The sequence below is a fragment of the Cellulosimicrobium sp. MI9406 genome (assembly GCF_040595865.1).
GTDB lineage: Bacteria > Actinomycetota > Actinomycetes > Actinomycetales > Cellulomonadaceae > Cellulosimicrobium > Cellulosimicrobium funkei.
In genome coordinates, this window is sequence record NZ_JALIZI010000006.1 from 25,338 (window position 1) to 51,095 (window position 25,758).

Below are 25,758 nucleotides of genomic sequence, written 5' to 3' on the forward strand. Positions count from 1 at the left end.
CCCCCCGCCCGCAACGACGGACAGTGGAAGGACGACCATGAGCGCTCCCACCCAGGACGCCGCCGGCACGGCCCTGCCGACCGGTGAGAAGCAGACCGACGACGAGATCATCGCCTCGATCGGCGCCTACGAGTACGGCTGGCACGACTCCGACGAGGCGGGCCAGATCGCGCAGCGCGGCCTCAACGAGGACGTCGTGCGCAACATCTCCCGGCTCAAGAACGAGCCCGAGTGGATGCTGAACCAGCGCCTCAAGGCACTGCGCCTGTTCGGCAAGAAGCCCATGCCGAGCTGGGGCTCCGACCTCACCGGCATCGACTTCGACAACATCAAGTACTTCGTGCGCTCCACGGAGAAGCAAGCCGCCACGTGGGACGACCTGCCCGAGGACATCAAGGAGACGTACGACAAGCTCGGCATCCCCGAGGCGGAGAAGCAGCGCCTCGTCGCGGGCGTCGCCGCGCAGTACGAGTCCGAGGTGGTCTACCACCAGATCAACGAAGAGCTCGAGCGCCAGGGCGTCATCTTCCTCGACACGGACACCGCGCTGCGCGAGCACCCGGAGATCTTCCAGGAGTACTTCGGCACCGTCATCCCGTCGGGCGACAACAAGTTCGCCGCGCTCAACTCGGCCGTGTGGTCGGGCGGGTCGTTCGTCTACGTGCCGCCGGGCGTGCACGTCGAGATCCCGCTGCAGGCCTACTTCCGCATCAACACGGAGAACATGGGCCAGTTCGAGCGGACGCTGATCATCGCGGACGAGGGCTCGTACGTGCACTACGTCGAGGGCTGCACCGCGCCGATCTACTCGTCGGACTCGCTGCACTCCGCGGTCGTCGAGATCGTCGTGAAGAAGAACGCCCGCGTGCGCTACACGACGATCCAGAACTGGTCGAACAACGTCTACAACCTCGTGACCAAGCGGGCGACCGCGGCCGAGGGCGCGACGATGGAGTGGGTCGACGGCAACATCGGCTCCAAGGTCACCATGAAGTACCCGGCGATCTACCTGCTCGGCGAGCACGCGCGCGGCGAGACGCTGTCGATCGCGTTCGCGGGCGAGGGCCAGCACCAGGACGCCGGGGCCAAGATGGTCCACGCGGCGCCCCACACGTCGTCGTCGATCGTCTCGAAGTCGGTCGCGCGCGGCGGTGGCCGCACGTCCTACCGCGGCCTGGTCCAGGTGCTCGAGGGCGCCTCGCACTCGGCCTCGACCGTGCTGTGCGACGCGCTGCTCGTCGACCAGATCTCCCGGTCCGACACCTACCCGTACGTCGACGTCCGCGAGGACGACGTGTCCATGGGGCACGAGGCGACGGTCTCGCGGGTGAGCGAGGACCAGCTGTTCTACCTCATGTCCCGAGGCATGGAGGAGACCGAGGCGATGGCCATGATCGTGCGCGGGTTCGTCGAGCCCATCGCGCGCGAGCTGCCCATGGAGTACGCGCTCGAGCTCAACCGCCTCATCGAGCTGCAGATGGAAGGGTCCGTCGGCTGATATGACCACCACCACCGTTCCCGAAGAGGCCGGTCTGACCACCGACCACTCGCGCGCGCAGGCCGACGGGGCGCACTCCCACGGCGTCGTCGTGCCCCAGGGCTCGCGCGCCGAGCGGCTCACGTCGTTCGACCTCGCCGACATCCCCGTGCCCTCCGGGCGCGAGGAGGAGTGGCGCTTCTCGCCCGTGGCGCGCCTCGCGCCCCTGTTCGACGACAAGATCGTCGGGCAGAGCGGCGGCGGCGACGTGCGCGTCACGGTCGTCGAGGCGCCCGAGGTCGAGGTCACGATCGTCGGCCGTGACGACGAGCGCCTCGGCACCGCCGGCAAGCCCGGCGACCGCACGGCCGTGACGGCGTGGAACGCCTTCGAGCAGGCCACGGTCGTCACGGTGCCGAAGGAGGCCGTCGCCTCCGACGTCACCTCGGTCCGCATCGAGGGCCACGGCTCCACGCCGACGGCGAGCCACGTCCTCGTGCGCGCCGAGCGGCACTCCGAGGCCGTCGTCGTGCTCGACCACGTGGGCGCCGCGACGCTCAACGAGACGGTCGAGATCGTCGTCGAGGACGGCGCGCACCTCACCGTCGTGTCCGTCCAGGACTGGGCCGACGGCGCCGTGCACGCGTCGTCGCACCGCGCGCGGATCGGGCGCGACGCGCGCCTCAAGCACGTGGTCGTCACGCTCGGCGGCGACGTCGTGCGCGTCACCCCGGACGCGGAGTTCACGGCCGAGGGCGGCGAGGTCGAGATGGTGGGCCTCTACTTCGCCGACGCGGACCAGCACCAGGAGCACCGCCTGTTCGTCGACCATGCCGTCCCGCGCTGCAAGTCCCGCGTGACGTACAAGGGCGCGCTGCAGGGCGAGGGCGCGCACGCCGTGTGGGTCGGGGACGTGCTCATCCGGGCCGAGGCCGAGGGCACCGACACCTACGAGCTCAACCGCAACCTCGTCCTCACGGACGGCGCGCGCGCGGACTCCGTGCCGAACCTCGAGATCGAGACGGGCGAGATCGAGGGCGCGGGGCACGCGTCCGCGACCGGCCGCTTCGACGACGAGCAGCTCTTCTACCTGCAGGCTCGTGGCATCCCGGAGGTCGAGGCGCGCCGCCTCGTCGTCCGCGGCTTCTTCGCCGAGCTCATCCAGGAGATCGGCGTCGCGTCGGTCGAGGAGCGCCTGCTCGAGGCGATCGAGCGCGAGCTGAGCAAGTCCATGTCGATCATCGACGGGAGCGCCGAGCCCGCCGAGGCGACGGCGTGACCGCACAGCCCGCCTGCACGACGTCCGACCTCGGCCCGGAGGAGGCGCTGCGCGTCGAGCTCCCGGCCGAGGACGGGCGCGTCGTCGAGGTCGCGGTCGTGCGCGACGGCGACGGCGGGTGGCACGCGATCTCCGACATCTGCTCGCACGGGGCCGTGTCCCTGTCCGACGGGGAGGTCGAGGGCTGCTTCGTCGAGTGCTGGCTGCACGGCTCGCAGTTCGACCTGCGGACCGGCATGCCGACGGCACTGCCTGCGATGCGGCCCGTGCCGGTCTACCCGGTGACGGTCGACGGCGAGCAGGTGCTCGTCGACGTCGACCGTGTCGTCGCTCCCACCTGAACCGCCTCTTCTGACCCGGCGCGCCGCGCGCGCCCCCCAGCTCAAGAACCTCTTGGAGAACCACTGATGTCCACTCTCGAGATCCGCGACCTGCACGTCAGCGTCGAGACCAAGGAAGGGCCGAAGCCGATCCTGCGCGGCGTCGACCTGACGATCGCCAGCGGCGAGGTCCACGCCATCATGGGCCCGAACGGCTCGGGCAAGTCCACGCTCGCCTATTCGATCGCCGGCCACCCCAAGTACCAGGTCACCGGCGGCACCGTGACGCTCGACGGCGAGGACGTCCTCGCCATGAGCGTCGACGAGCGCGCCCGCGCGGGCCTGTTCCTCGCCATGCAGTACCCGGTCGAGGTCCCCGGCGTCTCCGTGTCCAACTTCCTGCGCACCGCGAAGACCGCGATCGACGGCGAGGCCCCCGCGCTGCGCCACTGGGTCAAGGACGTCAAGGGCGCCATGGAGCGACTGCGCATGGACGACTCGTTCGCCGAGCGCTCGGTCAACGAGGGCTTCTCCGGCGGTGAGAAGAAGCGCCACGAGATCCTCCAGATGGAGCTCCTCCAGCCGAAGTTCGCCGTCCTCGACGAGACCGACTCGGGTCTCGACGTCGACGCGCTGCGCATCGTCTCCGAGGGCGTGAACCGCGTCCACGGCGAGACCGACGCGGGCATCCTCCTCATCACGCACTACACGCGCATCCTGCGCTACATCAAGCCGGACTTCGTCCACGTCTTCGTCGACGGCAAGGTCGCGGAGGAGGGCGGCCCGGAGCTCGCCGAGCGCCTGGAGGAGGAGGGCTACGACCGTTACCTCTCCGGCGCGGTCGAGTCCGCCTCGGCCGCCTCGGCCTGAGCGCTCGCACCACCTGAGGAGACGACCATGACGACCACCGCGCACCCCGCAGGGCAGCACGCCGGTCCGGCGCGCCTGACCGACGTCGAGCTCGCCGCCGTGCGGGCGGACTTCCCGCTGCTCGAGCGCACCGTGCGCGGTGGTCGTCCGCTCGTCTACCTCGACTCCGCGGCGACGTCGCAGAAGCCGCAGGTCGTCCTCGACACCGAGGTCGACTTCTACGAGGAGCGCAACGCGGCCGTGCACCGCGGCGCGCACCAGCTCGCCGAGGAGGCGACCGAGGCGTTCGAGGACGCCCGGGACGACGTCGCGGCGTTCGTCGGCGCGCGCCCGGGCGAGATCGTCTGGACGTCCGGCGCGACGGCCGCGATCAACCTCGTCGCGTACGGGATCTCGAACGCGACGCTCGGCCGCGGGGGAGAGGCGGCCCGCCGCTTCGCGCTCGCGCCGGGCGACGAGATCGTCGTCACCGAGGCGGAGCACCACGCGAACATCGTCCCGTGGCAGGAGCTCGCGGCCCGCACCGGGGCCGTCCTGCGCTGGTTCGAGGTGGACGACGACGGCCGCGTGCGTGTCGAGGACGCGGCGACCGTCATCACCGAGCGCACCCGCGTCGTGGCCTTCACGCACGTGTCGAACGTGACCGGCGCGGTGACGCCGGTCGAGCCGATCGTGGCCCGGGCGCGCGAGGTCGGGGCGCTCACGGTGCTCGACGCGTGCCAGTCCGTGCCGCACCTGCCGGTCGACCTGCCCGCGCTCGGCGTCGACTTCGCCGCGTTCTCGGCGCACAAGATGCTCGGGCCCACGGGCGTGGGCGTGCTGTACGGGCGGCGCGAGCTGCTCGAGGCGCTGCCGCCCGTGACGACCGGCGGGTCGATGATCGAGGTCGTCACGATGACCGAGTCGTCGTACATGGCGCCGCCGCAGCGGTTCGAGGCGGGCACCCAGCCCGTCGCACAGGTCGTCGGGTTCGGCGCCGCCGCGAAGTACCTGCACGAGCTCGGCATGGACGGTGTCGCCGCGCACGAGCACGAGCTCGCCGCGGAGCTGCTGCGCATCGGGGAGATCCCCGGCGTGCGCATCATCGGCCCGCGCGAGCCGGCCGACCGGCTCGCCGTCGTGTCGTTCGTCGTGGACGGCGTGCACGCGCACGACGTCGGCCAGGTGCTCGACGACGCGGGCATCGCCGTGCGCGTCGGTCACCACTGCGCCCAGCCCCTGCACCGCCGCTTCGGGATCGCCGCGACCGCGCGCGCGTCCGCGTCGGTGTACACCACACGCGAAGACGTCGACGCGTTCCGGGAAGCATTGGCCGGGGTGCGCGCGTTCTTCTCGGTGGACTGAGAGAGGACCCGATGAGCTCGATCGAGCAGATGTACCAGCAGGTCATCCTCGACCACGCCAAGACCCCGCACGGCCGGGGCCTGGTCGAGGTGGCGGACGGCGCGACGAGCGGCCAGTCGCACCAGGTGAATCCCACGTGCGGCGACGAGGTGACGCTGCGCGTCGAGCTCGCCGACGGCACCATCGACCGCGTGAGCTGGGAGGGGCAGGGCTGCAGCATCTCGCAGGCGTCCCTGTCCGTGCTCACCGACCTCGTGACGGGGCGCCCCGCCGCGGAGGCCGAGCACCTCGGCGACGTGTTCCGCGAGCTCATGGGCTCGCGGGGCAAGGGCCTCGACGAGGCCGCGGAGGACGAGCTCGGTGACGCCACGGTGTTCACGGGCGTCTCGCGCTACCCTGCACGGATCAAGTGCGCCCTGCTCGGCTGGGCCGCGCTGCGCGACTCGCTCGTCACCTCGGGCGCCCTGAGCCCGCTGGGCGACGCATCGACCGCACTGGCTTCCGACGCGGCGCTCGCCGCGCGGGGAACGACGGAGGAGAACCGATGACCACCGAGACCGGCGCGCCCGCCGAGGGCGCCACGCCGAGCCCGCCGAACGTCGCGGACGTCGAGGAGGCGATGCGCGACGTCATCGACCCCGAGCTCGGCATCAACGTCGTCGACCTCGGCCTCGTCTACGGCATCCAGATCGACCAGAACAACCACGCCGTCATCGACATGACGCTCACGTCCGCGGCGTGCCCGCTGACCGACGTCATCGAGGACCAGTCCGCGCAGGCGCTCGAAGGCCTCGTCGACGGCTTCCGCGTCAACTGGGTCTGGATGCCGCCGTGGGGCCCGGAGAAGATCACCGACGACGGCAAGGAGCAGCTCCGCGCGCTCGGCTTCAACGTCTGAGACCACCGCTGCGACCGACGCCGCGTCCCCGTCCGGGGGCGCGGCGTCGTGCTGTTCCCGGCAGGTCGTGCGGTGCCGTTCGCGCCCGGCCGCGGTTCGCCCCTTCCGGTACGTTGACGCGGATCGTCCTGAGTGTTGGGATATGTGCGCCCACACCACTTTTCGGAGGACGACGTGACACAGCAGGACCAGACCGGCGCGGGCGGTTCCCCGCGGCAGGTGCGCTATCGCGGCCGGCACCTCCCGATGGTGGCGGTGGTCATCGCGGCGACGATCGCCACCGCCCTGGCGTACAGCGGCATGGTCCTGTTCGGTCTCGAGGTGGCGCACATGTCGCCGCTCGAGGCGTACGGGCTCGCGGGCTTCCTCGAGATCAGCCTCGTCGCCGTGGCGCTCATGGCACGCAACGCCGCGCTGGAGGGGCGGCCCTACGGCGTGCTCCTCGCGCTCACGTGGGTGCTCTCGGGAACGTCGGGCCTGTTCGCCGCTCTCCACGAGATCGCCGTCCCGACGGCGAGCACCCCGTACATGGTGGTGTTCCGGTTCGTGCCGCCGCTGGTCGCCGCGCTCATGTGGCACCTCGCCCTCGTGGGGGAGCGGCACATGGTCACGGGCCACACGCTCGAGGAGCGCCGTCGTGAGCTGCGCGTCCACGGGTACGTGTCGGCCCTGGAGCAGTGGCGCGACGCGCGCGCCGACAGCGCTGGCTCGCCGGCGGACCTGCGCAAGGTCCGCGCCGCGCACGAGCGCCAGCGCGCCGCCCGTGACGCCGCGCTCAAGCTGCTGACCGTCGAGGACTTCGAGCGCCGCATGCAGGTCTGGGTCGACCGTCTGGAGGCCGCGGAGCGGCACGGCAACCGGCTCGACCTCATCGGAGCGAGCTCCGCGAAGCGCGGCACCGCGCGGGGCAGGGCCGGCGCTGCGATGCCCGAGGCGCCCGCGCCCGCCGAGGCGCCCGCGGTCGTGGCCGTCGGGGCGGCAGTGTCCGCCGCGACGAGCGGCCCGGCTCCGCTCGCCTCCCGGCCCGCGAGCGGTGACGAGTCCGATGCGGTCGAGGCTCTCCCGGCGGTCGAGCCGGTCGACGCCGTGACGCCCGACGCTGACGTGTCCGACGACGTCGCGTCGGACGCCGCGCCGTCGTCCGACCTGCCGGTGCGCGAGGTGACCCGCGAGCTCCCCGCCGCCGAGGCGGCTGCCGAGGTTCCCGACGCGGAGACCGCGCAGGAGGCGCGCGCCGCCGAGCCCGCGTTCGAGGCCCTGCCGGACCTCGAGGCGCGGGTGAAGGAGATCTTCGGGCGCACGCGGCCCCTCCCGTGGGAGCAGCCCGTCCCCGAGGAGGAGGCGCAGACGTCGTCGGCTCCGGAGCCCCCGGCCGTGACGGGCCACACGCGCCGCGTGGAGGTCTTCGACCTCCCGCGGCCGCAGGACGTGGAGGTGACGACGGCGGACGACGTCGAGGCGACGCTCGGCGAGGACCCGACCGCCGAGCGCGACCGGCGCATCGTCGAGCTCGCGCGCGAGGGCCTCAACCAGCGCGAGATCGCCCAGCGGGTCTCGGCGTCGCGGTCGACCGTGAGCCGCGTCGTGCGTCGTTACGAGGACCAGCTGGCCGACGAGGCCCGCGAGCTCGCGAACGCCTGAGCCCCCGCCGAACGATCGGCGCCACGACGCCGCGTCCCGTCCGGGGCGTGGCGTCGTGCCGTCCCCACCGCACGTATGGCCGGCGGGTGGCTTTCGCCGTGGGTACCGAGGACCTTGGTCCCGGGGGCGGCTGTGGTCGGACCGCGTCGCCTAGGGTCGGGGCAGGCACCGGTCGCACCCGGGTCGGGGCCTCGACGCAGCCCCGCCTCTCGAAAGTGCTCCCCGTGGCCTCCCTCTCTCAGCCCTCGCCCCACGACGGCCCTCTGGACGGCGATCGGATCGTCGTCGTCGGCGCCGGCATGACGGCCCACCGTCTCGTCGCGAGCCTGCGCTCGCGCGACCCCGAGGGCGCCTGGTCCGTCACCGTGATCGGTGACGAGCCGCACGAGCCGTACGACCGCGTGCACCTGTCCGAGTGGTTCGACGCCCGTGACGTGGAGGCCCTCACCCTGGACCGCGCGGTGTGGGGGGACCCGCGCGTCACGCTCGTCACCGGGGACGCGGTCGCGTCGCTCGACCGCACGGCGAGCGTCGTGACGACACGGTCGGGGCGCCAGGTCCACTACGACCGCGCCGTGCTCGCGACGGGCTCGTGGGCGTGGACGCCGCGCGCGGAGGGCACGGACCTGCCGGGCCTGTTCACCTACCGCACGCTGGACGACGTCGAGCGGCTCGCCGAGTGGGTGCGCCTGCGCGAGCGGGCGCTGGGTCGGGCGGTGCGCGGCGTCGTCGTGGGCGGTGGCGTGCTGGGCCTCGAGGCGGCGGCAGCGCTCCAGCGGCTGGGCGCGGAGGCCACGGTCGTGGAGTTCGCCGACCGGCTCATGAGCGTCCAGCTCGACCAGGGCGGCGGCGAGATGCTGCGGCTGCTCATCGAGGACCTCGGCGTCACGGTTCGCACAGGTGCCGGAGCGCACCGGTTCCTGCCTGCGGGCGACGGGTCCGTGGGCTCGGTCGAGCTCACGGACGGCTCCGAGCTGGCGACCGACGTCGTCGTCTTCTCCGTGGGCATCCGGCCGCGCGACAGGGTGGCGCGCGAGGCGGGCCTGGCGATCGGCGAACGCGGCGGCGTCGTCGTCGGCGAGGCGTGCCAGACCTCCGACCCGGGCGTGTGGGCGATCGGCGAGTGCGCGTCGGTCGACGGCGCGTGCGCGGGGCTGGTCGCGCCCGGGAACGACATGGCCGACGTCGTCGTCGACCGCTTCCTCGGCGGCGAGCGCGTGCACCGGCGCAACGACGACGGCACCAAGCTCAAGGGCGTGGGCGTCGAGGCGGCATCGTTCGGCGACGTCAACGCGGTGAGCGCGGGCGCGCTCGAGGTGTCGTTCGTCGACCCGATCCACCGCCGGTACCGCAAGCTCGTGCTCTCGGACGACGCGACGACGCTGCTGGGCGGCGTGTTCGTCGGCGACATCGAGCTCTACTCGGCGCTGCGTCCGCTCCTGGGCCGTCCGCTCGGCGCCGACCCCGCGGCTGTGATCGCGCCCGACGGCGAGGGCCTGGCCGAGACCGAGCTGCCCGACGAGGCCGTCGTGTGCTCGTGCAACAACGTCGACGCCGGGACGGTCCGGGCTGCGGTGACCGAGCACGGTTGCCGGACGATCGGGCAGGTCAAGGACTGCACGACGGCGGGCACGGTGTGCGGGTCGTGCGTCCCGGCGCTCACCAAGCTGCTGAACGGCGAGCTGTCCCGGGCGGGCGTCACCGTCTCGGAAGCGCTGTGCGAGCACTTCGCGATGTCCCGGGCGGCGTTGTACCGCATCGTGCGGGAGGAAGGGCTGCGCACGTTCTCCGAGATCGTCGCGGCGCACGGGACGGGCCGCGGCTGCGCCGTCTGCCGCCCGACGGTCGCGTCGATCCTCTCGACGCTGCGCCGCGGGCACGTCCTCGAGGGCGAGCAGGCCGCGCTCCAGGACACCAACGACCACGTCATGGCGAACCTGCAGAAGAACGGCACCTACTCGGTGATCCCGCGGATGCCCGGGGGCGAGGTGCGTGCGGACCAGCTCCTGGAGTTCGCGAAGGTCGCCGACGAGTTCGGGCTCTACGTGCGCGTGACCGGCGGCCAGCGGCTCGCGATGTTCGGCGCGCGCCTCGACCAGCTCCCGGAGATCTGGCGGCGCCTGACGGCCGTGGGGTTCGAGTCCGGGCACGCGTACGGGAAGTCGCTGCGCACCGTGAAGACGTGCGTCGGGCGTACGTGGTGCCGGTTCGGCGTGCAGGACTCGTCGGCCATGGCGGTGCGGCTCGAGCTGCGCTACCGCGGCCTGCGCTCGCCGCACAAGATCAAGTTCGGCGTCTCCGGGTGCGCGCGCGAGTGCGCCGAGGCCCGTGGCAAGGACGTCGGCATCATCGCGACCCACAAGGGGTGGAACCTCTACGTCGGCGGGAACGGCGGAGCCCAGCCGGCCCACGCCCAGCTCCTCGCCGAGGACCTCGACGACGAGACCCTGGTCCGCTACGTCGACCGGTTCCTCATGCTCTACGTCCAGGAGGCCGACCGTCTCCAGCGCACGGCGCCCTGGGTCGCGGAGCGCGCGGGCGGGCTCGAGGAGCTGCGCCGCGTCGTCGTCGAGGACTCGCTCGGGATCGCCGACGAGCTCGAGGCGGCGATGGCCGAGCACGTGCGCGACTACGAGGACGAGTGGAGCGCGACGCTCGCGGACCCGGCGAAGCTGCGCAAGTTCACTCCGTTCGTCAACGCGCCGGAGGCGGTCGACGGCGACCTCGCGTTCGTCCCCGAACGCGGGCAGGTCCGTCCCGCCGACGAGACCGACGCCGTCGCCTACCCGGACCCCCGCGCGGCGCGCGACGTCGCGCTCGTCGCCGCCCGCGCCGAGCTGGAGGACGTCCGATGAGCACGTTCGTCGACATCTGCGCGCTCGACGACCTCGAGCCCGAGCGCGGGGTCGGGGCCCTCCTGGGCAGGACCCAGATCGCCGTCTTCCGGCTCGCCGACGGCACCGTGCGCGCCGTCCAGCAGCGGGACCCGTACTCCGGCGCCAACGTGATGTCGCGCGGCCTCGTCGGCACGCACCGCGTCACGCTCGACGACGGCACGGAGCGCGACGTCGACACCGTGACCACCCCGATGCTCAAGCAGGTCTGGGACGTCGACACCGGCGAGGTGCTCGACGCCGGGGGCAAGGACCGCAGGCCGCTGGCGGTCTTCGCGGCCGAGGTGCGCGACGGGCGCGTCCTCGTCGCGGACGTCGCGACCTCGATGCGCGAGGAAGGCGGGACGCGCGACGACGTGAGCGGCAGGGCCGTCGTCGGCTGATGGCCCTGCTGGCCCGTCCTGCCGTCGATCCGCGCGCGCAGGAGGTCGGCGTGCCCGCCGTGGTCCACCGCACGGGCGAGGTCATCGCCCATGCTCACGCGCACCGGGGTGCCCCACGAGATCATTCGCCCCGGTCCCAGGCGCTAGGATCGGCCACCGCCGGCAAGGACGCCGGTGCACGACCGAAGGAGTCTCCTCGCCCATGATCGTCGCGTGGGGCGCGCTCGCCCTGCTCACCCTCGTCCATCTCGCCGCCCACCTCCTCGGTGCCGAGACCCTCGCCGACACGTCGCAGTGGTTCCTCATGCCGGTCCTGGCGGGCTGCTTGTGGTTCGCCACGCGGCGCCACGCCGCCGCCGGCCCGGGCCGGCGCTCGCGGCTCGTCCGGCTCACGCTCGTGGCGCTGGGCTTCTCGTGGCTCGGCGACACCGCGCCCGACCTCGCCGACGGCGACACCGCCTTCCTAGTCATGGTCGGGTTCTTCCTCTGCGCCCAGATCACGTACACGATCGCGTTCTGGCCCTACCGTGCGGGCTCCGTCCTGCGCCGCCCGCTCGCGCTCGTGCCGTACGGGCTCGCTCTGCTCGCGCTCGTCGTCGCGTGCGCGCCCGACGCCGGGTCGCTGCTCGTCCCCGTCGTCGTCTACGGCGTGTGCCTCGTGACGATGGCCGTGGTCGCGACGGGCATCGACCGGCTCGCCGCGGTCGGCGGTGCGGTCTTCCTCCTGTCGGACGCGCTCATCGCGCTGAACGCCTTCGCCCCGGGGTACGACCTGCCCGGGCACGGCTTCTGGGTCATGCTCACCTACGTCGTCGGCCAGGTGCTGCTCGTGTTCGGCGTGCTGCGCCGTGAGCGCGGGCTACCGGTCGTCGACGCGGAAGGTCACCGCGCGCGGGTGTCGACGTGACGCTCGCGCACGGACACCCCTCGGGCGACGTCCCCCTCGACGGGTCCACGACGGGTGGAGCGCGCAGGCCCACGAGTGGCGTGCACGGCGAGGAGTCCTGCTCCGGCCGGGCTCGGGCAGCACAGGGTTAGGTGCCACCCGCGGCCGTGCGCTCGTCGTCGACGTGCACCATGACGAGCGCGACGTCGTCCTGCGAGCCGAGCGGTACGAGCTCGGCGAGGAGGGCGTCGAGGAGCGCGTCGGGCGGCACAGCGCCGAGCGCCTCGACGCGGGCCGGCAGCTCGTCGAGCACGTCCCGCAATGACCGGTCCCGCCGCTCGACGAGCCCGTCGGTGTAGAGCAGGAGCGTGTCGCCCGGGTCGAGCGACGTCTCGTGCTCGGCGCGCGGGCCGCCGAGCCCGACGCCGAGCATCGGCGAGGGGCGTGCGGTGAGCAGGTGCGCGGTCCCGTCGGCGCGACGCACGACGGGCGGGACGTGCCCGGCGCTCGCCCAGCACACGGCGCGCCGCCCCGTCAGGCCAGGGGTGCCGATGCGCGCGACGGCGACGGTGGACAGCGCCTGGAGCCCGAGCCCTTCCGCGGTGCGCTCGGCGGCGTCGAGCGCCTCGGCTGGCCCGGCGTCCGTCGCGAACGCGACCGAGCGCAGCACGCCGCGCAGGTGGGCCATGTGGGCGGCGGCGGCGACGTCGTGCCCCGTCACGTCGCCCACGACGACGGTCGCCTCGCCGTCGGGGTGGACGAACGCGTCGTACCAGTCGCCGCCGACGTGGACCTCCGGCACCGCCGGCCGGTACCGCACGTCGATCGTCAGGCCGGGGATGCGCGGGGGAGGCGTGAGCACGGAGTCCTGGAGGGCGAGCGACGCGCTGCGCTCGCGCGTGATCACGTCCGCGTACCGGTCGACGGACGACCCGAGCAGCAGGGCCTGGTCGACGACCGAGAGCGCGGTGGGGTCCGCGGGGCCGGACGGGGGCTCGGGCGCCGTCGTCCCGCCGGCCTGCACGACGGACGTCACGTCCTCCGCGCGGTGGACGACGGCCGTGACCCGGCCCGCGGCGTCGAGCACGGGGAGGTTCGTCGTGAGCCACCAGCGCTCGGACCACCCGCCACCGGGACCGCGCAGGTCGTACCGGTGCGGGCCGATCATCTCGAGACGTCCCGTCCGCGCGACGCGCTCGAGCGACAGCACGACCCGGTCGACGGCACTCCCGTCCGGCCCCTGGACGGGGAAGACGTCGAGGTAGTGGCGCCCGACGACGGCGCTCGCGGGCGCGCCGATGGTGCGCAGGAGGGACTCGTTGGCGTCGAGGATGGTCAGGTCGGGCGCGAGCACCGCCTTGGGCGCCGTGAGGACCGAGAAGACGGCGTGGTAGTCGACGGGGCCGGCGGCCCCGTCCACGTCCGAGGGCGTGCGGACGCCGCCCCCTTCGTTCTCTGCCACACCTCGAGCCTGCCCCGATCCCGTGCACTCGCAAGGGCGGGCGCGCGTGGGGCATCCCGCCCGGCGCACGACGCGGACCGGGCGCGAGGGTCGAGCGCTACCCGACGGCCGTGACCGGGGACGCGAGCGGCGTGCCCGACCCGTCGCGGCGCTGGTCGACCGGGGGCAGGTCGACCGACTGCCCGCCCGACCCCGTCGCGCGCGCCGGACCCTGCCCGACCCACGCGAGGATGAGCGCGTCCTCGCCCTTGAGGAACCGGTGCGCGCGGACGCCGCCGGTCCCGCGGCCCTTGCCGGGGTAGAGCTCGTACGGGGTCACCTTGCCGGCGCCGGTCTGGGTCCCGGGGAGCGCGTCGGACGACCCGGCGACGGTGACGACGACGCCGAGGTCGCGCACGTCGGCCGGGACGACGCCGAAGAACGCGACCCGCTGGCCGTCGGCGAGCCGGATGCCGGCCATGCCGCCGGCCGGGCGGCCCTGGGGCCGCACGGCCGACGCGTCGAAGTGCAGCAGGGACGCGTCGCTGGAGACGAACACGAGCTCGTCGGCGTCCGTCGCGGGCGCCGCGCCCACGACGGTGTCGCCGTCCTTGAGCCCGATGACCTCCCACTCGTCGCGGTTGCCCGGGACGTCGCCCGGCGTGACACGCTTGACGACGCCCTGCGCGGTGCCGAGCGCGAGCGGGGGAGCGTCGGGGTCGAGCGACGCGATGGTCACCGCGTCCTCGCCCGGCTCGAGCGCGACGACCTCGCTGAGCGGGACGCCGCCCGACAGGCTCGGCGCGTTGTCCGTCGGCGGGAGGGCGGGCAGGTCGAGCACGGACACGCGCAGCATGCGGCCCCGGCTCGTGACGAGGCCGACCTCGCCGCGCGCGGTCGTGCGGACGGCGGCGCGCAGCACGTCGTGCGCGGCGCGCGGCCCCGAGCGCGCGGGCTCCGTCTCGTCGCTCGTGCGCGCGAGGAGCCCGGTCGCGGAGAACAGCGCCCAGCACGTGGTGTCGGCGACCTCGAGCGGGACGGCCGCGGTCGTCGTCGGCGCCGCGCCCGCGGACTCCAGCAGGACCGTGCGGCGCGGGGTGCCGTACGTCTTGGCGACGTCGGCCATCTCGCCCGACACCACGGCGCGCAGCCGTGCGTCGCTGCCGAGGATCTCCTGGAGCTCCTCGATCTCGCGGCGCAGCGTCTCCTGCTCCTTCTCGAGCTCGATGCGCGAGAACTTGGTGAGGCGGCGCAGCTGGAGCTCGAGGATGTACTCCGCCTGCGGCTCGGACAGGTCGAACACCGTCTGGAGGCGCCCGCGGGCGGTCGCGGTGTCGTCGGACGAGCGGATCACCTGGATCACCTCGTCGATGTCGACGATCGCGACGAGGAGGCCGTCCACGAGGTGCAGCCGCTCGGACCGCTTGCGCAGGCGGTAGGCCGAGCGACGGCGGACCACGTCGATCCGGTGGTTCACCCAGACCGTGAGCATCTCGCGCAGGCCGAGCGTGCGCGGCTGGCCGTCGACGAGCGCGACGTTGTTCATGCCGAACGAGTCCTCGAGCGGCGTGAACTTGTAGAGCTGCTCCAGCACCGCCTCGGGGTTGAAGCCCGTCTTCACCTCGACGACGATGCGCAGCCCGTGCTCGCGGTCCGTGAGGTCGGTCGCGGCCGTGATGCCCTGGATCTTCTTCGTCTTGACGCCCTCGGCGATCTTCTCGATCACCTTCTCCGGGCCGACGAGGTAGGGCAGCTCGGTGATGACGATGCCCTTGCGGCGCGGCGTGAGGTTCTCGACGCGTGCCGTGGCGCGCGTGCGGAACGTCCCGCGGCCCGTGCGGTAGGCGTCGCGGACGCCGTCGAGGCCGACGATCTTGCCGCCCGTCGGCAGGTCCGGGCCGGGCACGAACCGCATGAGCGCCTCGAGGTCGGCATCCGGGTGCGCGACGAGGTGGCGTGCCGCGGCGACGACCTCGACGAGGTTGTGCGGCGCCATGTTGGTCGCCATGCCGACCGCGATGCCCGACGCGCCGTTGACCAGCAGGTTGGGGATCGCGGCGGGCAGGACCTCGGGCTGCTGGAGCTTGTTGTCGTAGTTCGGCACGAAGTCGACGACGTCCTCGTCGAGCCCTGCCGTCATCGCGAGCGACGGCGGCGCGAGACGCGCCTCGGTGTACCGGGAGGCGGCGGGGCCGTCGTCGAGCGTGCCGAAGTTACCGTGCCCGTCGACCAGCGGCAGCCGGAGCGAGAAGTCCTGGGAGAGGCGCACGAGCGCGTCGTAGATCGCGGCGTCGCCGTGCGGGTGCAGCTTGCCCATGACCTCGCCGACGACGCGCGCCGACTTCACGTGGGCGCGGTCGGGGCGCAGCCCCATGTCGGCCATCATGTAGAGGATGCGGCGCTGGACGGGCTTGAGGCCGTCCCGCGCGTCGGGCAGGGCGCGCGAGTAGATGACGGAGTAGGCGTACTCGAGGAACGACGTCTCCATCTCCGCCTGGACGTCGACGTCGACGATCTTCTCGTTCACCTCGGCCGGGTCGATCGAGGGGGTCGAGGACTTGCGCGCCATGGGCCTGCGGGCTCCTGCCGTTCGGTGCGCCGCGGTGGCGCGGGGTCTGTGCCGTCGTGGCCGGTGCTGGGCCGGCCGGGGTGCTGCGGGTTCGTGCCGCACGCGAGGGTACGCCACGGGTCCGACACGCGGCGCCACGGCGCCTGCCACGGCACGTGCCGGCACCGCCTGCCGGGACCATTGTCCTCCCGGCTCGGGCCGGGGTGGCGCAGGCGCACCGCGCGCGCGACCGCATAGCCTGGGGTCGTGGACGACGGCGCGCCGGGGCGGGACCCGGACCGGTACCCGGTGGAGTGGGAGGCCGACGTCGTGCTGCGCGACGGGACCACCACGCACGTGCGCCCCATCCGCCCCGAGGACGCCGACGCGCTCCAGCGCTTCCACATCGGCCAGTCCGAGCGCTCCACCTACCTGCGGTTCTTCGCGCCCATGGAGCGGCTGTCCGAGCGCGACCTCGAGCGCTTCACGCGCGTCGACCACGTGGACCGCGTCGCGCTCGTCGCGGTGCGCCCGCGCGACGGCGCCCCCGGGGACGGCGGCGAGGACATCATCGGGGTCGCGCGGTTCGACCGCACCGGCCCCGCCGAGGCGGAGGTCGCCTTCAACATCGCGGACTCCGCGCAGGGCCGGGGCCTGGGCTCCGTGCTGCTGGAGCACGTCGCCGCGGCGGCGCGCGAGCGCGGCGTGCGCCGCTTCACGGCCGAGGTGCTGCCCCAGAACGGCAAGATGCTCGCGGTGTTCCGCGAGGCGGGGTACGACGTGCGCCAGCAGATGGACGACGGCTTCGTCCAGGTCAGCGTCGACCTCGACCCCACGGAGCGGTCCCGGGCCGTCATGGCCGACCGCGAGCACCGCGCGGAGGCCCGGAGCATGCAGGGGCTGCTGGGCGCCACGAGCGTCGTGCTCGTGGGCCCCGACGCCCCGGCCGACGCGCGCGCGGAGCACGACGGCGAGGCCCTCGACCGCCTGCTCGCGCAGCGCGCGCTCGCCGCGCTCGAGCGCAGCGACGTGACGGTCCACGTCGTGGGGGCCGCGCGCGGGCCGGAGGAGGAGCGGTGGTCCGCGACCCTCGCCGACGTGCCCGGTCCCGTCGACCTCGCCGTCGTCGCGCTGCCCCCGCCCGCGGCGATCGACGCCGTCCGCCGGCTCGCGCGCCTCGAGGTGCGCGGCGTCGTCGTGCTGTCGGCCGGCTTCGCCGAGACGGGCCCGGACGGGCTCGCGCTGCAGCGCGAGCTCCTGCGCGTCGCGCACACGGCGGGCCTGCGCGTCGTCGGGCCCGCGAGCTACGGGCTGCTGCGCACGGGCGACGCGCCCGACCGCCCGGCGCTCGCCGCGACCCTCGCCCACGACCTGCCGGCCCCCGGCGTGGTGGGCCTGTTCAGCCAGTCCGCCCCCATGGCCGTGACGCTCCTCGCGACGACGGCGCGGCGCGGCCTGGGCGTGTCGTCGTTCCTGTCCGCCGGGCACCGCGCGGACGTCTCGGGCAACGACCTCATGCAGTACTGGCAGGACGACGCCACGACGCAGGTCGTGTGCCTCTACCTCGAGTCCATCGGCAACCCGCGCAAGTTCTCGCGCATCGCGCGCCGCCTCGCGTCGGTCAAGCCCGTCGTCGTGGTCACGGCCGGGCGCTCGGGGCACGTCGTGCCGCCGGGGCACGCGGTCCGCTCGACGCGAGCGCCGCGGCGGACGCTCGAGGAGATGCTGCGGCAGTCCGGCGTCATCCGCGCCGAGAACACGCACCACATGATCGACATCGCCCAGCTCCTCGCGCACCAGCCGCTCCCGGCCGGGCGCCGCGTCGGCATCCTCGCGAGCTCCGCGTCGCTCGCCGCGCTCGTCGCCGAGGCGTCCTCCTCGGCGGGGCTCGTCGTCGCGCGCTCGGACTTCCTGCCCGAGGACGCGTCCGCCGACGAGCTCGCCGCCACGGTCGACGCGCTCTACGCGCCCGACGCGTGCGACGTCGTCGTCGTGGTGCAGGTCCCGGTCGTCGGGCCCCGGCGCGCGGACGTCTCGCGCGCCGTCGCGGACGCGGCCGCCCGCACGGGCCGCACGACCGTGGCGAGCATGCTCGGCCTGCACGGCCTCACCGACGAGCTCTCGGCCCCGGCCCCGGGGGCGCAGAGCGGGGCGGCCCCCGTGCGCGTCCCCGCCTACTCGACGCCGGAGGACGCCGTCGCCGCGCTCGGCGCGGTCGTGCGCTACGCGCGCTGGCGCGAGGCCGACCACGGCACGCCCGTGCGGCCGGCCGGCGTCGACCCGGTGCGGGCGCGCGCGCTCGTCGAGGAGGCGCTCGCCGGTCAGGACGCCGTCGACCTCGACCCGACGACGACGGCGGAGCTGCTCGCGTGCTACGGCGTGCGGGTCTGGCCCGCGCGCCGGGTGCGCACCGCCGACGAGGCGGTCGAGGCGGCGCGCGAGGTCGGCTGGCCCGTGGTGCTCAAGAGCACCGCGGCAGGCCTGCGGCACCGGGCCGACCTCGGCGGCGTGCGGCTGGACATCGCGGACGAGACCGAGCTGCGCACGGACTTCGCGCAGATGCGCGAGGCGCTCGCGGCCGTGCTGCCGGGCGCCGCGGACGAGCCGTTCGAGGTCCAGGCGATGGCCGACGCCGGGGTCGCGTGCGTGGTCCGCTCGACCGAGGACCAGCTCTTCGGGCCCGTCGTCTCGTTCGGGCTCGCGGGCGACGCCGTCGACCTCCTCGGCGACGTCGCGTACGGCGTGCCGCCCCTGACCGACGTCGACGTCGCGGCGATGGTCCGCTCGGTGCGGGCCGCGCCGCGCCTGTTCGGCTACATGGGCACGCACGTGGTGGCCACCGCCGCGCTCGAGGACGTCCTGGCGCGCGTGTCCGTGCTCGCGGACGACCTGCCCGAGGTCCGCAGCCTCGAGCTGTACCCCGTCGTCGTCTCGGAGCACGGGGCCGCGGTCCTCAGCGCGCGCGTCACGCTCGCCGACGCCCAGCGGGCCGACGCGCTCCGGCGGGCCCTGCCGGGCTGACGGGCCGACCGCGACCCGCCCGGGCCCCCGACGGCGGGTGGCCCCGGCCCGGCGCCGGATGGGACAATGCGCGGGTGCCCTCTGCTACCTCCAGCGCCTGGACCGACCTGACGACCCAGCTCCACCGCGCCGGCTACTACCCGGAGCTCGTCGCGGACGTCCTCGACCTCGCGGTCGCGGGGGAGGAGATCGTCTCGCACCTCGTGCTCCCGGAGACGACGTTCGACGCGACCGAGGTGCGCCGCCACCTCACGGTGCTCGTCCTCACGCCGACGCGGCTCGTCACGGCGCACGTCGACGACCACCCGGCGGACAGCGAGAACCCGTCGGCCTCCGCCGCCGCGACGACCGAGGCGGTGCCCCTGTCCGAGGTGCGGTCCGTCTCGCTCACGCACGTCGTGGCGGAGCCGCACGAGCACCGTGCGGGCGCCGCGCCGCTCGAGGTCACGCTCGCGCTCGGCTGGGGCGCGGTCTCGCGCGTCGACCTCGAGCCCGCCGGCTGCCCCGACCCCGCGTGCGACGCCGACCACGGGCTCACCGGTCAGATCACGCCCGACGACGTCGTCGTCCGCGTGAGCGCCGAGGCGGAGGGCCGCGACGCCGTCCGGGCCGCAGTGGACTTCGCGCGGGCCCTGTCGCGCTCGACCACTCGGCACAGCGCCCGGTGAGCGAGGCACCCGCGGGCGCGTCGGCCCCGGTCTTCGACCCGGCGCTCCCTCCGGGCCTGCTCGCGCCGGAGTACGGGACGCGCGGCCTCGCGGCCGTCCTGCCCGCCGCCGCGGGCGCGCTCGGCGTCGGGCTGACGACCGCCACGGGGCTCGCGAGCGAGACGGCGCGCGGCGCCCTCGACCTGCCGCGCGCCGAGCGCGTGTGCGTCGTGCTGGTCGACGGCCTCGGCCACCTCAATCTCGCCGAGCGCGCGGGGCACGCCCCGTTCCTGCGCTCGCTCCTGCCCGACGCGCGGCCCCTCACCTCGACGTTCCCCAGCACGACCGCCGCCGCGATCGGCGCGTTCGGCACGGGCACCGCGCCGGGCCGCACGGGCATGCTCGGGTACACGCAGCGCAACCCGGTGACGCGCGGCCTCGCCAACATGGTGTCGTGGGAGGGCGCGCCCGCGCCCGCCGAGCTCCAGCGCGAGGAGCCGGTGCTCGCGCGCCTGGCCGGGGCGGGCGTCGCGGTGACGTCCACCGGCCCCGCCCGGTTCGCCGGGTCGGGCATGACGGTCGCCGCGCTGCGGGGCGGCACGTACGCGGCCGCCGAGCCGCTGGCGGGGCGCGTCGACGCGGCCGTCCGCGCGCTGTCCCGGCCCGGTCTCGTCTACCTCTACTGGGGCGAGGTGGACAAGGCGGGCCACCACCACGGCAGCGCGTCGTGGCAGTGGGGCGACGAGCTCGAGGCGCTCGACCGCGAGCTCGCGCGCCTCGTGCGGTCGGTGCCGCGCGGCACGCTCGTGCTCGTCACCGCGGACCACGGCATGGTCGACGTCGACCCGGCGCTGCGCCGCGACGTCGCGACCGACCCCGCGCTCGCCCGCGGCGTCGAGCTCGTCGGCGGCGAGCCGCGCGCGGTCCACGTGTACACCGAGCCCGGCCAGACGGCGGCCGTCGCCGCGCGCTGGCGCGACGTCCTCGGCGACGACGCGCTCGTGCTGGAGCGGGACGAGATGCTCGCCCGGGGATTCCTCGGGCCCGACCCTCGGCCCGAGGCCGTCGCCTCCGCCGGTGACGTGATGGTCGCGCTGCGGGGGCGGGCGACCGTCGTCGACTCGCGCACCCAGACGCCCGCGTCGCTCACGCTCGTGGGCGTGCACGGCTCGCTCACCGAGCGCGAGATGCGCGTGCCGCTGCTCGTCGCGGCCACCTGACCCGACCGCGTCCCGTCGCGCCGGAGCCACCCGGCGCGGACGCACCGACCGACCTCGCGGAGGACCGCCGATGGCAGAGCTCGTCTTCTTCTCCGGGACCATGGACTGCGGCAAGTCCACCCTGGCGCTCCAGCTCGACCACAACCACGCCGCGCGCGGCCGCCGCGGGCTGATCTTCTCGCGCGACGACCGCGCCGGGTCTGACCGCCTCTCCTCGCGCCTCGGTCTCGAGGTCGTCGCGCGCGAGGTCCACGACGACACCGACTTCTGGTCGCTCGTCACCGCCGAGCCGGTGCCCGTGGACTACCTGGTGTGCGACGAGGCGCAGTTCTACTCCCCGGCGCAGGTCGAGCAGCTCGCGCGCCTCGTCGACGAGACGGAGATCGACGTCTTCGCGTTCGGCATCACGGCCGACTTCCGCACGCGCCTGTTCCCGGGCTCCGCACGCCTCATCGAGCTCGCGGACCGGGTCGAGGTCCTCCAGGTCGAGTCGCTGTGCTGGTGCGGGCGGCGCGCCACGCACAACGCGCGCACGGTGGACGGGCGCATGGTCGTCGAGGGCGACCAGGTCGTCGTCGGGGACGTCCGGGCCGGCTCGGGGGAGATCGGCTACGAGGTGCTCTGCCGGCGCCACCACATGCGGCGCATGACGACGGCGGTCGCTCGCCGGCACGCGACGGAGGACGGCCTGCCGCTCGACCTGCCGCGCTGACGCGCCGCGCGCGTCACTCGGGGCGGGCCCCGAACACGATCTCGTCCCAGCTCGGGACCTTCGCGCGCGACCGGTTCTTGCCCTTGCGGGCCTCGCGCGCGGCCGGGGGCCGCGCCGTGCTCGAGGCGCCGTCGGCGTCGGACGCCGACGGGGCGTCGTCGTCCGCGCCCGCCTCCCCGGACGGCGCGGTCTGCGGGCGCCCCGGCTCGTCGGGGCCGTCCTCGAACGCGTCGGCGGCGGCCACCAGGCCCTGCGGGGGCCGGATCGTCGGCAGGTGCACCACGGTCGCGCCCGCGGGCAGGCCGCCGGAGAACCCGCCCTCGTCCTCGTCCTGCTCACGGTGCCCCGGGGCGAGCGGACCGAAGCCCTCGAACGGCTCCTGCCCGACGGCGTCGCCCGCGGACGCCGGGTCCTTGCGCGGGCGCACGCCGCGCCGCTGGCTCAGGTCGTCGAGCAGCTCGGCCGTCCCGTCGTCGGCGGGCGGTGCGGCCCGCAGGCCGCGGGCGCCGCGCGCGGTCGCGTCCACGTCGAACACCGCCACGGCCCCCGGCGCCGGGTCGCGCGGGGCGTCCGTCCCGGAGAGCCAGCGGGCCTCGTCGTCGAGCGCCTGCAGCGCGCGCGTCGCCGGGTCGTAGGTCCAGCGGGCCGTCCGCTCGCCGGTGCCGGCCTCGAACGTCGCCGTCACGACCCACGGGGAGCCGTGCGCGCGCGCCGCGGTCCACGCGACCGCTGCGGCGTCGACGTCGCGCGCGGCGAGCCGCTGCGCGACGAGCTCGCCCACCGTCGGGGAGTCCTCGTCGTGCCCCGGGCGCAGCCCGCGCACGCGCTCGACGACGTACTCCTGCTCGGCGACGACCGGGCCGGCGAACCGGCGCACGTGCTCGACCCCGAGCCCCGCGGCCTCGGCGACCGCCTCTACGGAGTCCCCGGCGCGCAGCCGGGCCTGGATCTCGCGCGGGGCGAGGTTGCGCTCGCCCTCCGCGCGCAGGTGCTCCAGGTGCGGGCGGTCGCGCCGTACGGCCGCGCGCAGCGCCTCGGTGATGGGCAGCACGAACTGCGCGCCACCCGTCGCGCGCAGGACGAGGTGCTCCCCGTCCTCGTGCAGTCTCACCAGCTCCAGCTCGTCCATGGACCCTCCCGTGTCGCCGCGCCCGGTGGCGCTCGCGGTGCCGCTCGTGTGCCGCTCGTGTGCCGTCCCAGTCGCCCGGGGCCGGCCGCGTGCCGGACCGCCGTGCGCCGTGGACCGCGACGCCCGCGCCACCGCTCCCTCGAGGGTGCCATCGTCCCATCCCCGAGCGGCGCAGCACGCGCGGTGTGCCGCCCATTCGCACCGGCCCGGCCCGGTCCCGGCCCGGCCCCAGCGGGCCGTGGCTGGGATGATGCGGGGGTGATCCTCGACCTCGTGCCCGGCGACGCCCTCGAGCTCGGCGGCGTGTTCTTCGCGGCGCTGTCCGGCGGGCTCGCCGCGGTGCGCAAGCGGTTCGACCTCGTGGGTGTCCTCGTGCTCGCGTGGGCCGCGGGGCTGGGCGGCGGGCTCCTGCGCGACGTCCTCATCGGGGCCATCCCGCCCGTCGGCATCTCGGACTGGCGGCTCGTGGCCGTCGCCGCGCTCGCGGGCGTCGTCACGTTCTTCTGGCACCCGCGGCTCGAGCGGCTGCGGCGCAGCATCATCGTGCTCGACGCCGGCGCCCTCGCGCTCTTCGTGCTGTCCGGGACCATGAAGGCCCTGGAGTACGGCGTCGGCCCGCTCGCCGCGGTCTTCGCGGGCGTGCTCACGGGCGTGGGGGGCGGCATCCTGCGCGACCTGCTGACCAACGAGGTGCCGCTGCTGTTCCAGGACAAGCAGCTCTACGCCATCCCGGCGCTCGCGGGGGCCGCGCTCACCGCGGCGCTCGCCGAGGCGGACCTGCTCGGGCCGTTCTCGCAGGCGGCGGTCCTCGCGCTCGTGTTCGGCTTCCGCCTCGTCTCGTTGCGCCTCGGCTGGTCCGCGCCCGGCCCGTGGGAAGGTCGCCGGGCACGCCGCGGGTCGGGCAGGATGTGAGCCGTGCGCCTCTTCATCGACGACCCCCGGCAGCCCGACGACGTCACCGTGGCCGACCTGCGCGACCTGGCCGAGCGCCTCGCGCGCGAGGCCGGCGAGCTGGTCCGCTCCGGCCGCCCCGACCGCGTCGAGGTGGCCGCGACGAAGTCGACCGCGACCGACGTCGTGACGCGGATGGACGCCGACTCCGAGGCGCTGCTGCGCCGTGGCATCGCCGCCGCCCGCCCCGACGACGCGATCCTCGGCGAGGAGGAGGGCTCGTCGGCCGGGACGTCGGGCGTCACCTGGGTCATCGACCCGGTCGACGGCACGGTGAACTACCTCTACGGCGTCGCGTCGTACGCGGTGTCGGTCGCCGCGGTGGTCGGCCCGCCGGACCCGCTGGAGTGGACGGTGCTCGCCGGCGCGGTGCACTCCGTCGTCGACGACCGCACGTGGACGGCGGGGCTGGGGGCGGGGGCGACCCTCGACGGCCGGCCCGTGCACGTCAACGCCGAGACCGACCTCGGCCAGTGCCTCGTGGGCACGGGCTTCGGGTACGACGCCGACCGGCGCCGCGCGCAGGCCCGCGTGCTGCTCGACGTGCTGCCGCAGGTGCGCGACATCCGCCGCCTCGGCTCGGCCGCGATCGACCTGTGCCTCGTCGCCACGGGCGAGCTCGACCTCTACTACGAGCGCGGTCTCAACCCGTGGGACATGGCCGCGGGAGCGCTCGTCGCGCACGAGGCCGGGGCGCTCGTGACGGGCCTGCGGGGTCGCCCCGCGGACCGCGAGATGACGGTCGCGGGACCGCCCGAGGCGGTCGCCCGGCTCGTCCGGATCCTCGAGGACGCGGGAGCGGACTCCGACTCCTGACGGGGTGCCGCGCACCCGTGACCAACGACACCCGGGCGGGTGCCCGGCCACAGGGTGCATCACTCAGGGAAATGGTGCAGAATCCGGGGGCCCACCGGGAACAATTCCGGTGCGCCGCGCATTGATGAGCGTGCAGTGCCACGAACCCCCTCGGGGCACGACACGTCACGGGGTGCCCCCGCACCCCGCACCCGTGCCGCCCGGCACGACCGGCCGTCGCCGGTGGTCCGGACGCGCACAGTCGCGATCGACGATATTCCGGAGAGTGACCCCACAGATGGCAACAGACTACGACGCCCCCCGCAAGAGTGAAGAGGAGCTCAGCGAGGACTCGCTCCAGGAGCTCCAGGCTCGTCGCTCCGACAAGAGCTCGGGCGTCGTTGACGAGGACGAGACCGAGGCGGCCGAAGGCTTCGAGCTGCCCGGTGCCGACCTGTCCGGCGAGGAGCTCTCCGTCCGGGTCCTTCCCCGTCAGGCGGACGAGTTCACGTGCGCGAGCTGTTTCCTCGTGCACCACCGCAGCCAGCTCGCCTACGAGAAGAACGGCCAGCAGATCTGCTCGGAGTGCGCTGCCTGACCCGCCGCGCACCACGGCCGACGGCCGCCGCCCCCTCCCCGGGGCGGCGGCCGTCGTCGTCCGCGGGGCCCGTAGGCCGAGCGGGACGCGGGCGCGCGGTGAGCGGACGACCCGCCGCCGCGTGCGTGCGCCCGCGCTCAGGCGGCGTGCGCGGCGCGGACCGCGTCCGCCAGGCGCTGCGGGTGCCGGGTCGAGACGAGCCAGTACGGCGTCGGGTCCTGCGGGTCCTCGAGCACCACGTGGACCCCGGTGCGCGCCCACGCGCGCAGGCACACGTAGGCGCGCGCGTCGAGGCGGGGGCCGAGCTGGACGCGCATCGCGTCGGCGTCGAGCGTCGTCACCTGGCCGAGCAGCGACGCCGGGACGTGGGCCCGCCCCGCGCGCAGCTCGCCGTCGGCGACCTCGACGACCGGCGACGTCCACCACAGCGCGACGACGCCCGCGACGGCGGCCAGGCCGCCGACCCCGAGGGCGACGGCGTGGCTCGCCGGCCACAGGGCGATCCCGAGGACGAGCGCGAAGCCGAGCGCCGCGGCCCAGCCGCCGACGCCCGGGACGAGGCGCTCGCGGTAGGAGGCCGTGCCCGCGGTGCCGGGCGTCCCGGCGGCTCCGCGGGTCGAGGACGGGGTGCTGCGGTCGGCGGCGTCGGTCATGGGTCCATCATCCCAGCCCCGCGCACCGCGGCCGACGTGCTCGCAGCGCGC

22 protein-coding genes are annotated in these 25,758 nt (G+C 74.7%); 18 read left to right on the forward strand and 4 right to left on the reverse strand.

The annotated features are described in order from the left end of the window. The first annotated feature begins 37 nt into the window (after positions 1 to 37). The 11 genes from sufB (at position 38) to MT994_RS12175 (ending at position 12,013) form a co-directional block, all read left to right on the forward strand. Complete coding sequence (gene sufB, locus MT994_RS12125) at positions 38 to 1,498, forward strand: Fe-S cluster assembly protein SufB (protein WP_074805987.1); 1,461 nt, start codon at positions 38 to 40, stop codon at positions 1,496 to 1,498. Position 1,499: 1 nt separating this feature from the next. Beyond that, positions 1,500 to 2,756: a Fe-S cluster assembly protein SufD gene (gene sufD / locus MT994_RS12130; protein WP_114552665.1), complete on the forward strand. Its 1,257-nt coding sequence runs from the start codon at positions 1,500 to 1,502 to the stop codon at positions 2,754 to 2,756. Next, a complete protein-coding gene (locus tag MT994_RS12135; RefSeq protein WP_021480875.1) occupies positions 2,753 to 3,097 on the forward strand; it encodes a non-heme iron oxygenase ferredoxin subunit in 345 nt (114 codons plus the stop codon). Before sufD ends, MT994_RS12135 begins: the two co-directional genes overlap by 4 nt. Positions 3,098 to 3,163: 66 nt before the next feature. Next, positions 3,164 to 3,946: a Fe-S cluster assembly ATPase SufC gene (gene sufC / locus MT994_RS12140; RefSeq protein WP_061268222.1), complete on the forward strand. Its 783-nt coding sequence runs from the start codon at positions 3,164 to 3,166 to the stop codon at positions 3,944 to 3,946. A gap of 27 nt (positions 3,947 to 3,973) precedes the next feature. After that, the gene (locus MT994_RS12145; protein ID WP_354806456.1) at positions 3,974 to 5,290 is read left to right on the forward strand and encodes a cysteine desulfurase; all 1,317 of its coding nucleotides are present in this window, start codon (positions 3,974 to 3,976) and stop codon (positions 5,288 to 5,290) included. An 11-nt stretch (positions 5,291 to 5,301) separates the two neighbouring features. Next, on the forward strand, positions 5,302 to 5,838 hold the full coding sequence (gene sufU / locus MT994_RS12150; protein ID WP_354806457.1) for a Fe-S cluster assembly sulfur transfer protein SufU: 537 nt from the start codon (positions 5,302 to 5,304) through the stop codon (positions 5,836 to 5,838). Further along, positions 5,835 to 6,188, forward strand: coding sequence for a metal-sulfur cluster assembly factor (locus tag MT994_RS12155; protein ID WP_021480871.1), 354 nt, complete (start codon positions 5,835 to 5,837; stop codon positions 6,186 to 6,188). The genes sufU and MT994_RS12155 overlap by 4 nt, the downstream gene beginning before the upstream one ends. A gap of 174 nt (positions 6,189 to 6,362) precedes the next feature. After that, positions 6,363 to 7,829: a helix-turn-helix domain-containing protein gene (locus MT994_RS12160; protein WP_354806459.1), complete on the forward strand. Its 1,467-nt coding sequence runs from the start codon at positions 6,363 to 6,365 to the stop codon at positions 7,827 to 7,829. 299 nt (positions 7,830 to 8,128) lie between these two features. Beyond that, positions 8,129 to 10,684 carry a nitrite reductase large subunit NirB gene (gene nirB, locus MT994_RS12165; protein ID WP_354806694.1) on the forward strand — a complete coding sequence of 852 codons (2,556 nt, stop codon included), beginning with the start codon at positions 8,129 to 8,131 and terminating at the stop codon, positions 10,682 to 10,684. Beyond that, a complete protein-coding gene (locus MT994_RS12170) occupies positions 10,681 to 11,106 on the forward strand; it encodes a nitrite reductase (NAD(P)H) small subunit (protein WP_354806460.1) in 426 nt (141 codons plus the stop codon). Before nirB ends, MT994_RS12170 begins: the two co-directional genes overlap by 4 nt. A 202-nt stretch (positions 11,107 to 11,308) precedes the next feature. Then, positions 11,309 to 12,013 carry a lysoplasmalogenase gene (locus tag MT994_RS12175; RefSeq protein ID WP_021481601.1) on the forward strand — a complete coding sequence of 235 codons (705 nt, stop codon included), beginning with the start codon at positions 11,309 to 11,311 and terminating at the stop codon, positions 12,011 to 12,013. 127 nt (positions 12,014 to 12,140) lie between these two features. Here MT994_RS12175 and MT994_RS12180 read toward each other — a convergent pair whose 3' ends face one another. Both MT994_RS12180 and MT994_RS12185 read right to left on the reverse strand, forming a co-directional pair. Next, positions 12,141 to 13,454, reverse strand: coding sequence for a SpoIIE family protein phosphatase (locus MT994_RS12180; RefSeq protein WP_354806462.1), 1,314 nt, complete (start codon positions 13,452 to 13,454; stop codon positions 12,141 to 12,143). A 97-nt stretch (positions 13,455 to 13,551) separates the two neighbouring features. Beyond that, the gene (locus tag MT994_RS12185; RefSeq protein ID WP_354806463.1) at positions 13,552 to 16,002 is read right to left on the reverse strand and encodes a DNA topoisomerase IV subunit A; all 2,451 of its coding nucleotides are present in this window, start codon (positions 16,000 to 16,002) and stop codon (positions 13,552 to 13,554) included. A 246-nt stretch (positions 16,003 to 16,248) separates the two neighbouring features. Between MT994_RS12185 and MT994_RS12190 the strand changes: the two genes are divergently transcribed. From MT994_RS12190 to MT994_RS12205, 4 genes are all read left to right on the forward strand, one after another. Further along, the gene (locus MT994_RS12190; RefSeq protein ID WP_354806465.1) at positions 16,249 to 19,002 is read left to right on the forward strand and encodes a GNAT family N-acetyltransferase; all 2,754 of its coding nucleotides are present in this window, start codon (positions 16,249 to 16,251) and stop codon (positions 19,000 to 19,002) included. Positions 19,003 to 19,076: 74 nt separating this feature from the next. After that, on the forward strand, positions 19,077 to 19,670 hold the full coding sequence (locus MT994_RS12195; protein ID WP_354806467.1) for a DUF5998 family protein: 594 nt from the start codon (positions 19,077 to 19,079) through the stop codon (positions 19,668 to 19,670). After that, positions 19,667 to 20,869, forward strand: coding sequence for a nucleotide pyrophosphatase/phosphodiesterase family protein (locus tag MT994_RS12200; RefSeq protein WP_354806468.1), 1,203 nt, complete (start codon positions 19,667 to 19,669; stop codon positions 20,867 to 20,869). The genes MT994_RS12195 and MT994_RS12200 overlap by 4 nt, the downstream gene beginning before the upstream one ends. 70 nt (positions 20,870 to 20,939) lie before the next feature. Then, entirely contained in the window at positions 20,940 to 21,581 is a 642-nt protein-coding gene (locus tag MT994_RS12205; protein ID WP_021482148.1) for a thymidine kinase, read from the forward strand. 13 nt (positions 21,582 to 21,594) lie between these two features. On the opposite strand, the gene sepH is transcribed toward MT994_RS12205, so the two are convergent. Next, the gene (gene sepH, locus MT994_RS12210) at positions 21,595 to 22,710 is read right to left on the reverse strand and encodes a septation protein SepH (RefSeq protein ID WP_354806470.1); all 1,116 of its coding nucleotides are present in this window, start codon (positions 22,708 to 22,710) and stop codon (positions 21,595 to 21,597) included. Between the two features lie 258 nt (positions 22,711 to 22,968). Between sepH and MT994_RS12215 the strand changes: the two genes are divergently transcribed. The 3 genes from MT994_RS12215 to MT994_RS12225 all read left to right on the forward strand — a co-directional run bounded on the left by MT994_RS12215 (position 22,969) and on the right by MT994_RS12225 (position 25,054). Beyond that, a complete protein-coding gene (locus MT994_RS12215; protein WP_194522559.1) occupies positions 22,969 to 23,622 on the forward strand; it encodes a TRIC cation channel family protein in 654 nt (217 codons plus the stop codon). Between the two features lie 3 nt (positions 23,623 to 23,625). After that, complete coding sequence (locus MT994_RS12220; protein ID WP_354806471.1) at positions 23,626 to 24,477, forward strand: inositol monophosphatase family protein; 852 nt, start codon at positions 23,626 to 23,628, stop codon at positions 24,475 to 24,477. A 277-nt stretch (positions 24,478 to 24,754) separates the two neighbouring features. Next, complete coding sequence (locus tag MT994_RS12225) at positions 24,755 to 25,054, forward strand: DUF4193 domain-containing protein (protein WP_021483601.1); 300 nt, start codon at positions 24,755 to 24,757, stop codon at positions 25,052 to 25,054. A gap of 137 nt (positions 25,055 to 25,191) precedes the next feature. Here MT994_RS12225 and MT994_RS12230 read toward each other — a convergent pair whose 3' ends face one another. Beyond that, entirely contained in the window at positions 25,192 to 25,707 is a 516-nt protein-coding gene (locus MT994_RS12230) for a DUF3093 domain-containing protein (protein WP_034652389.1), read from the reverse strand. Positions 25,708 to 25,758 lie beyond the last annotated feature (51 nt).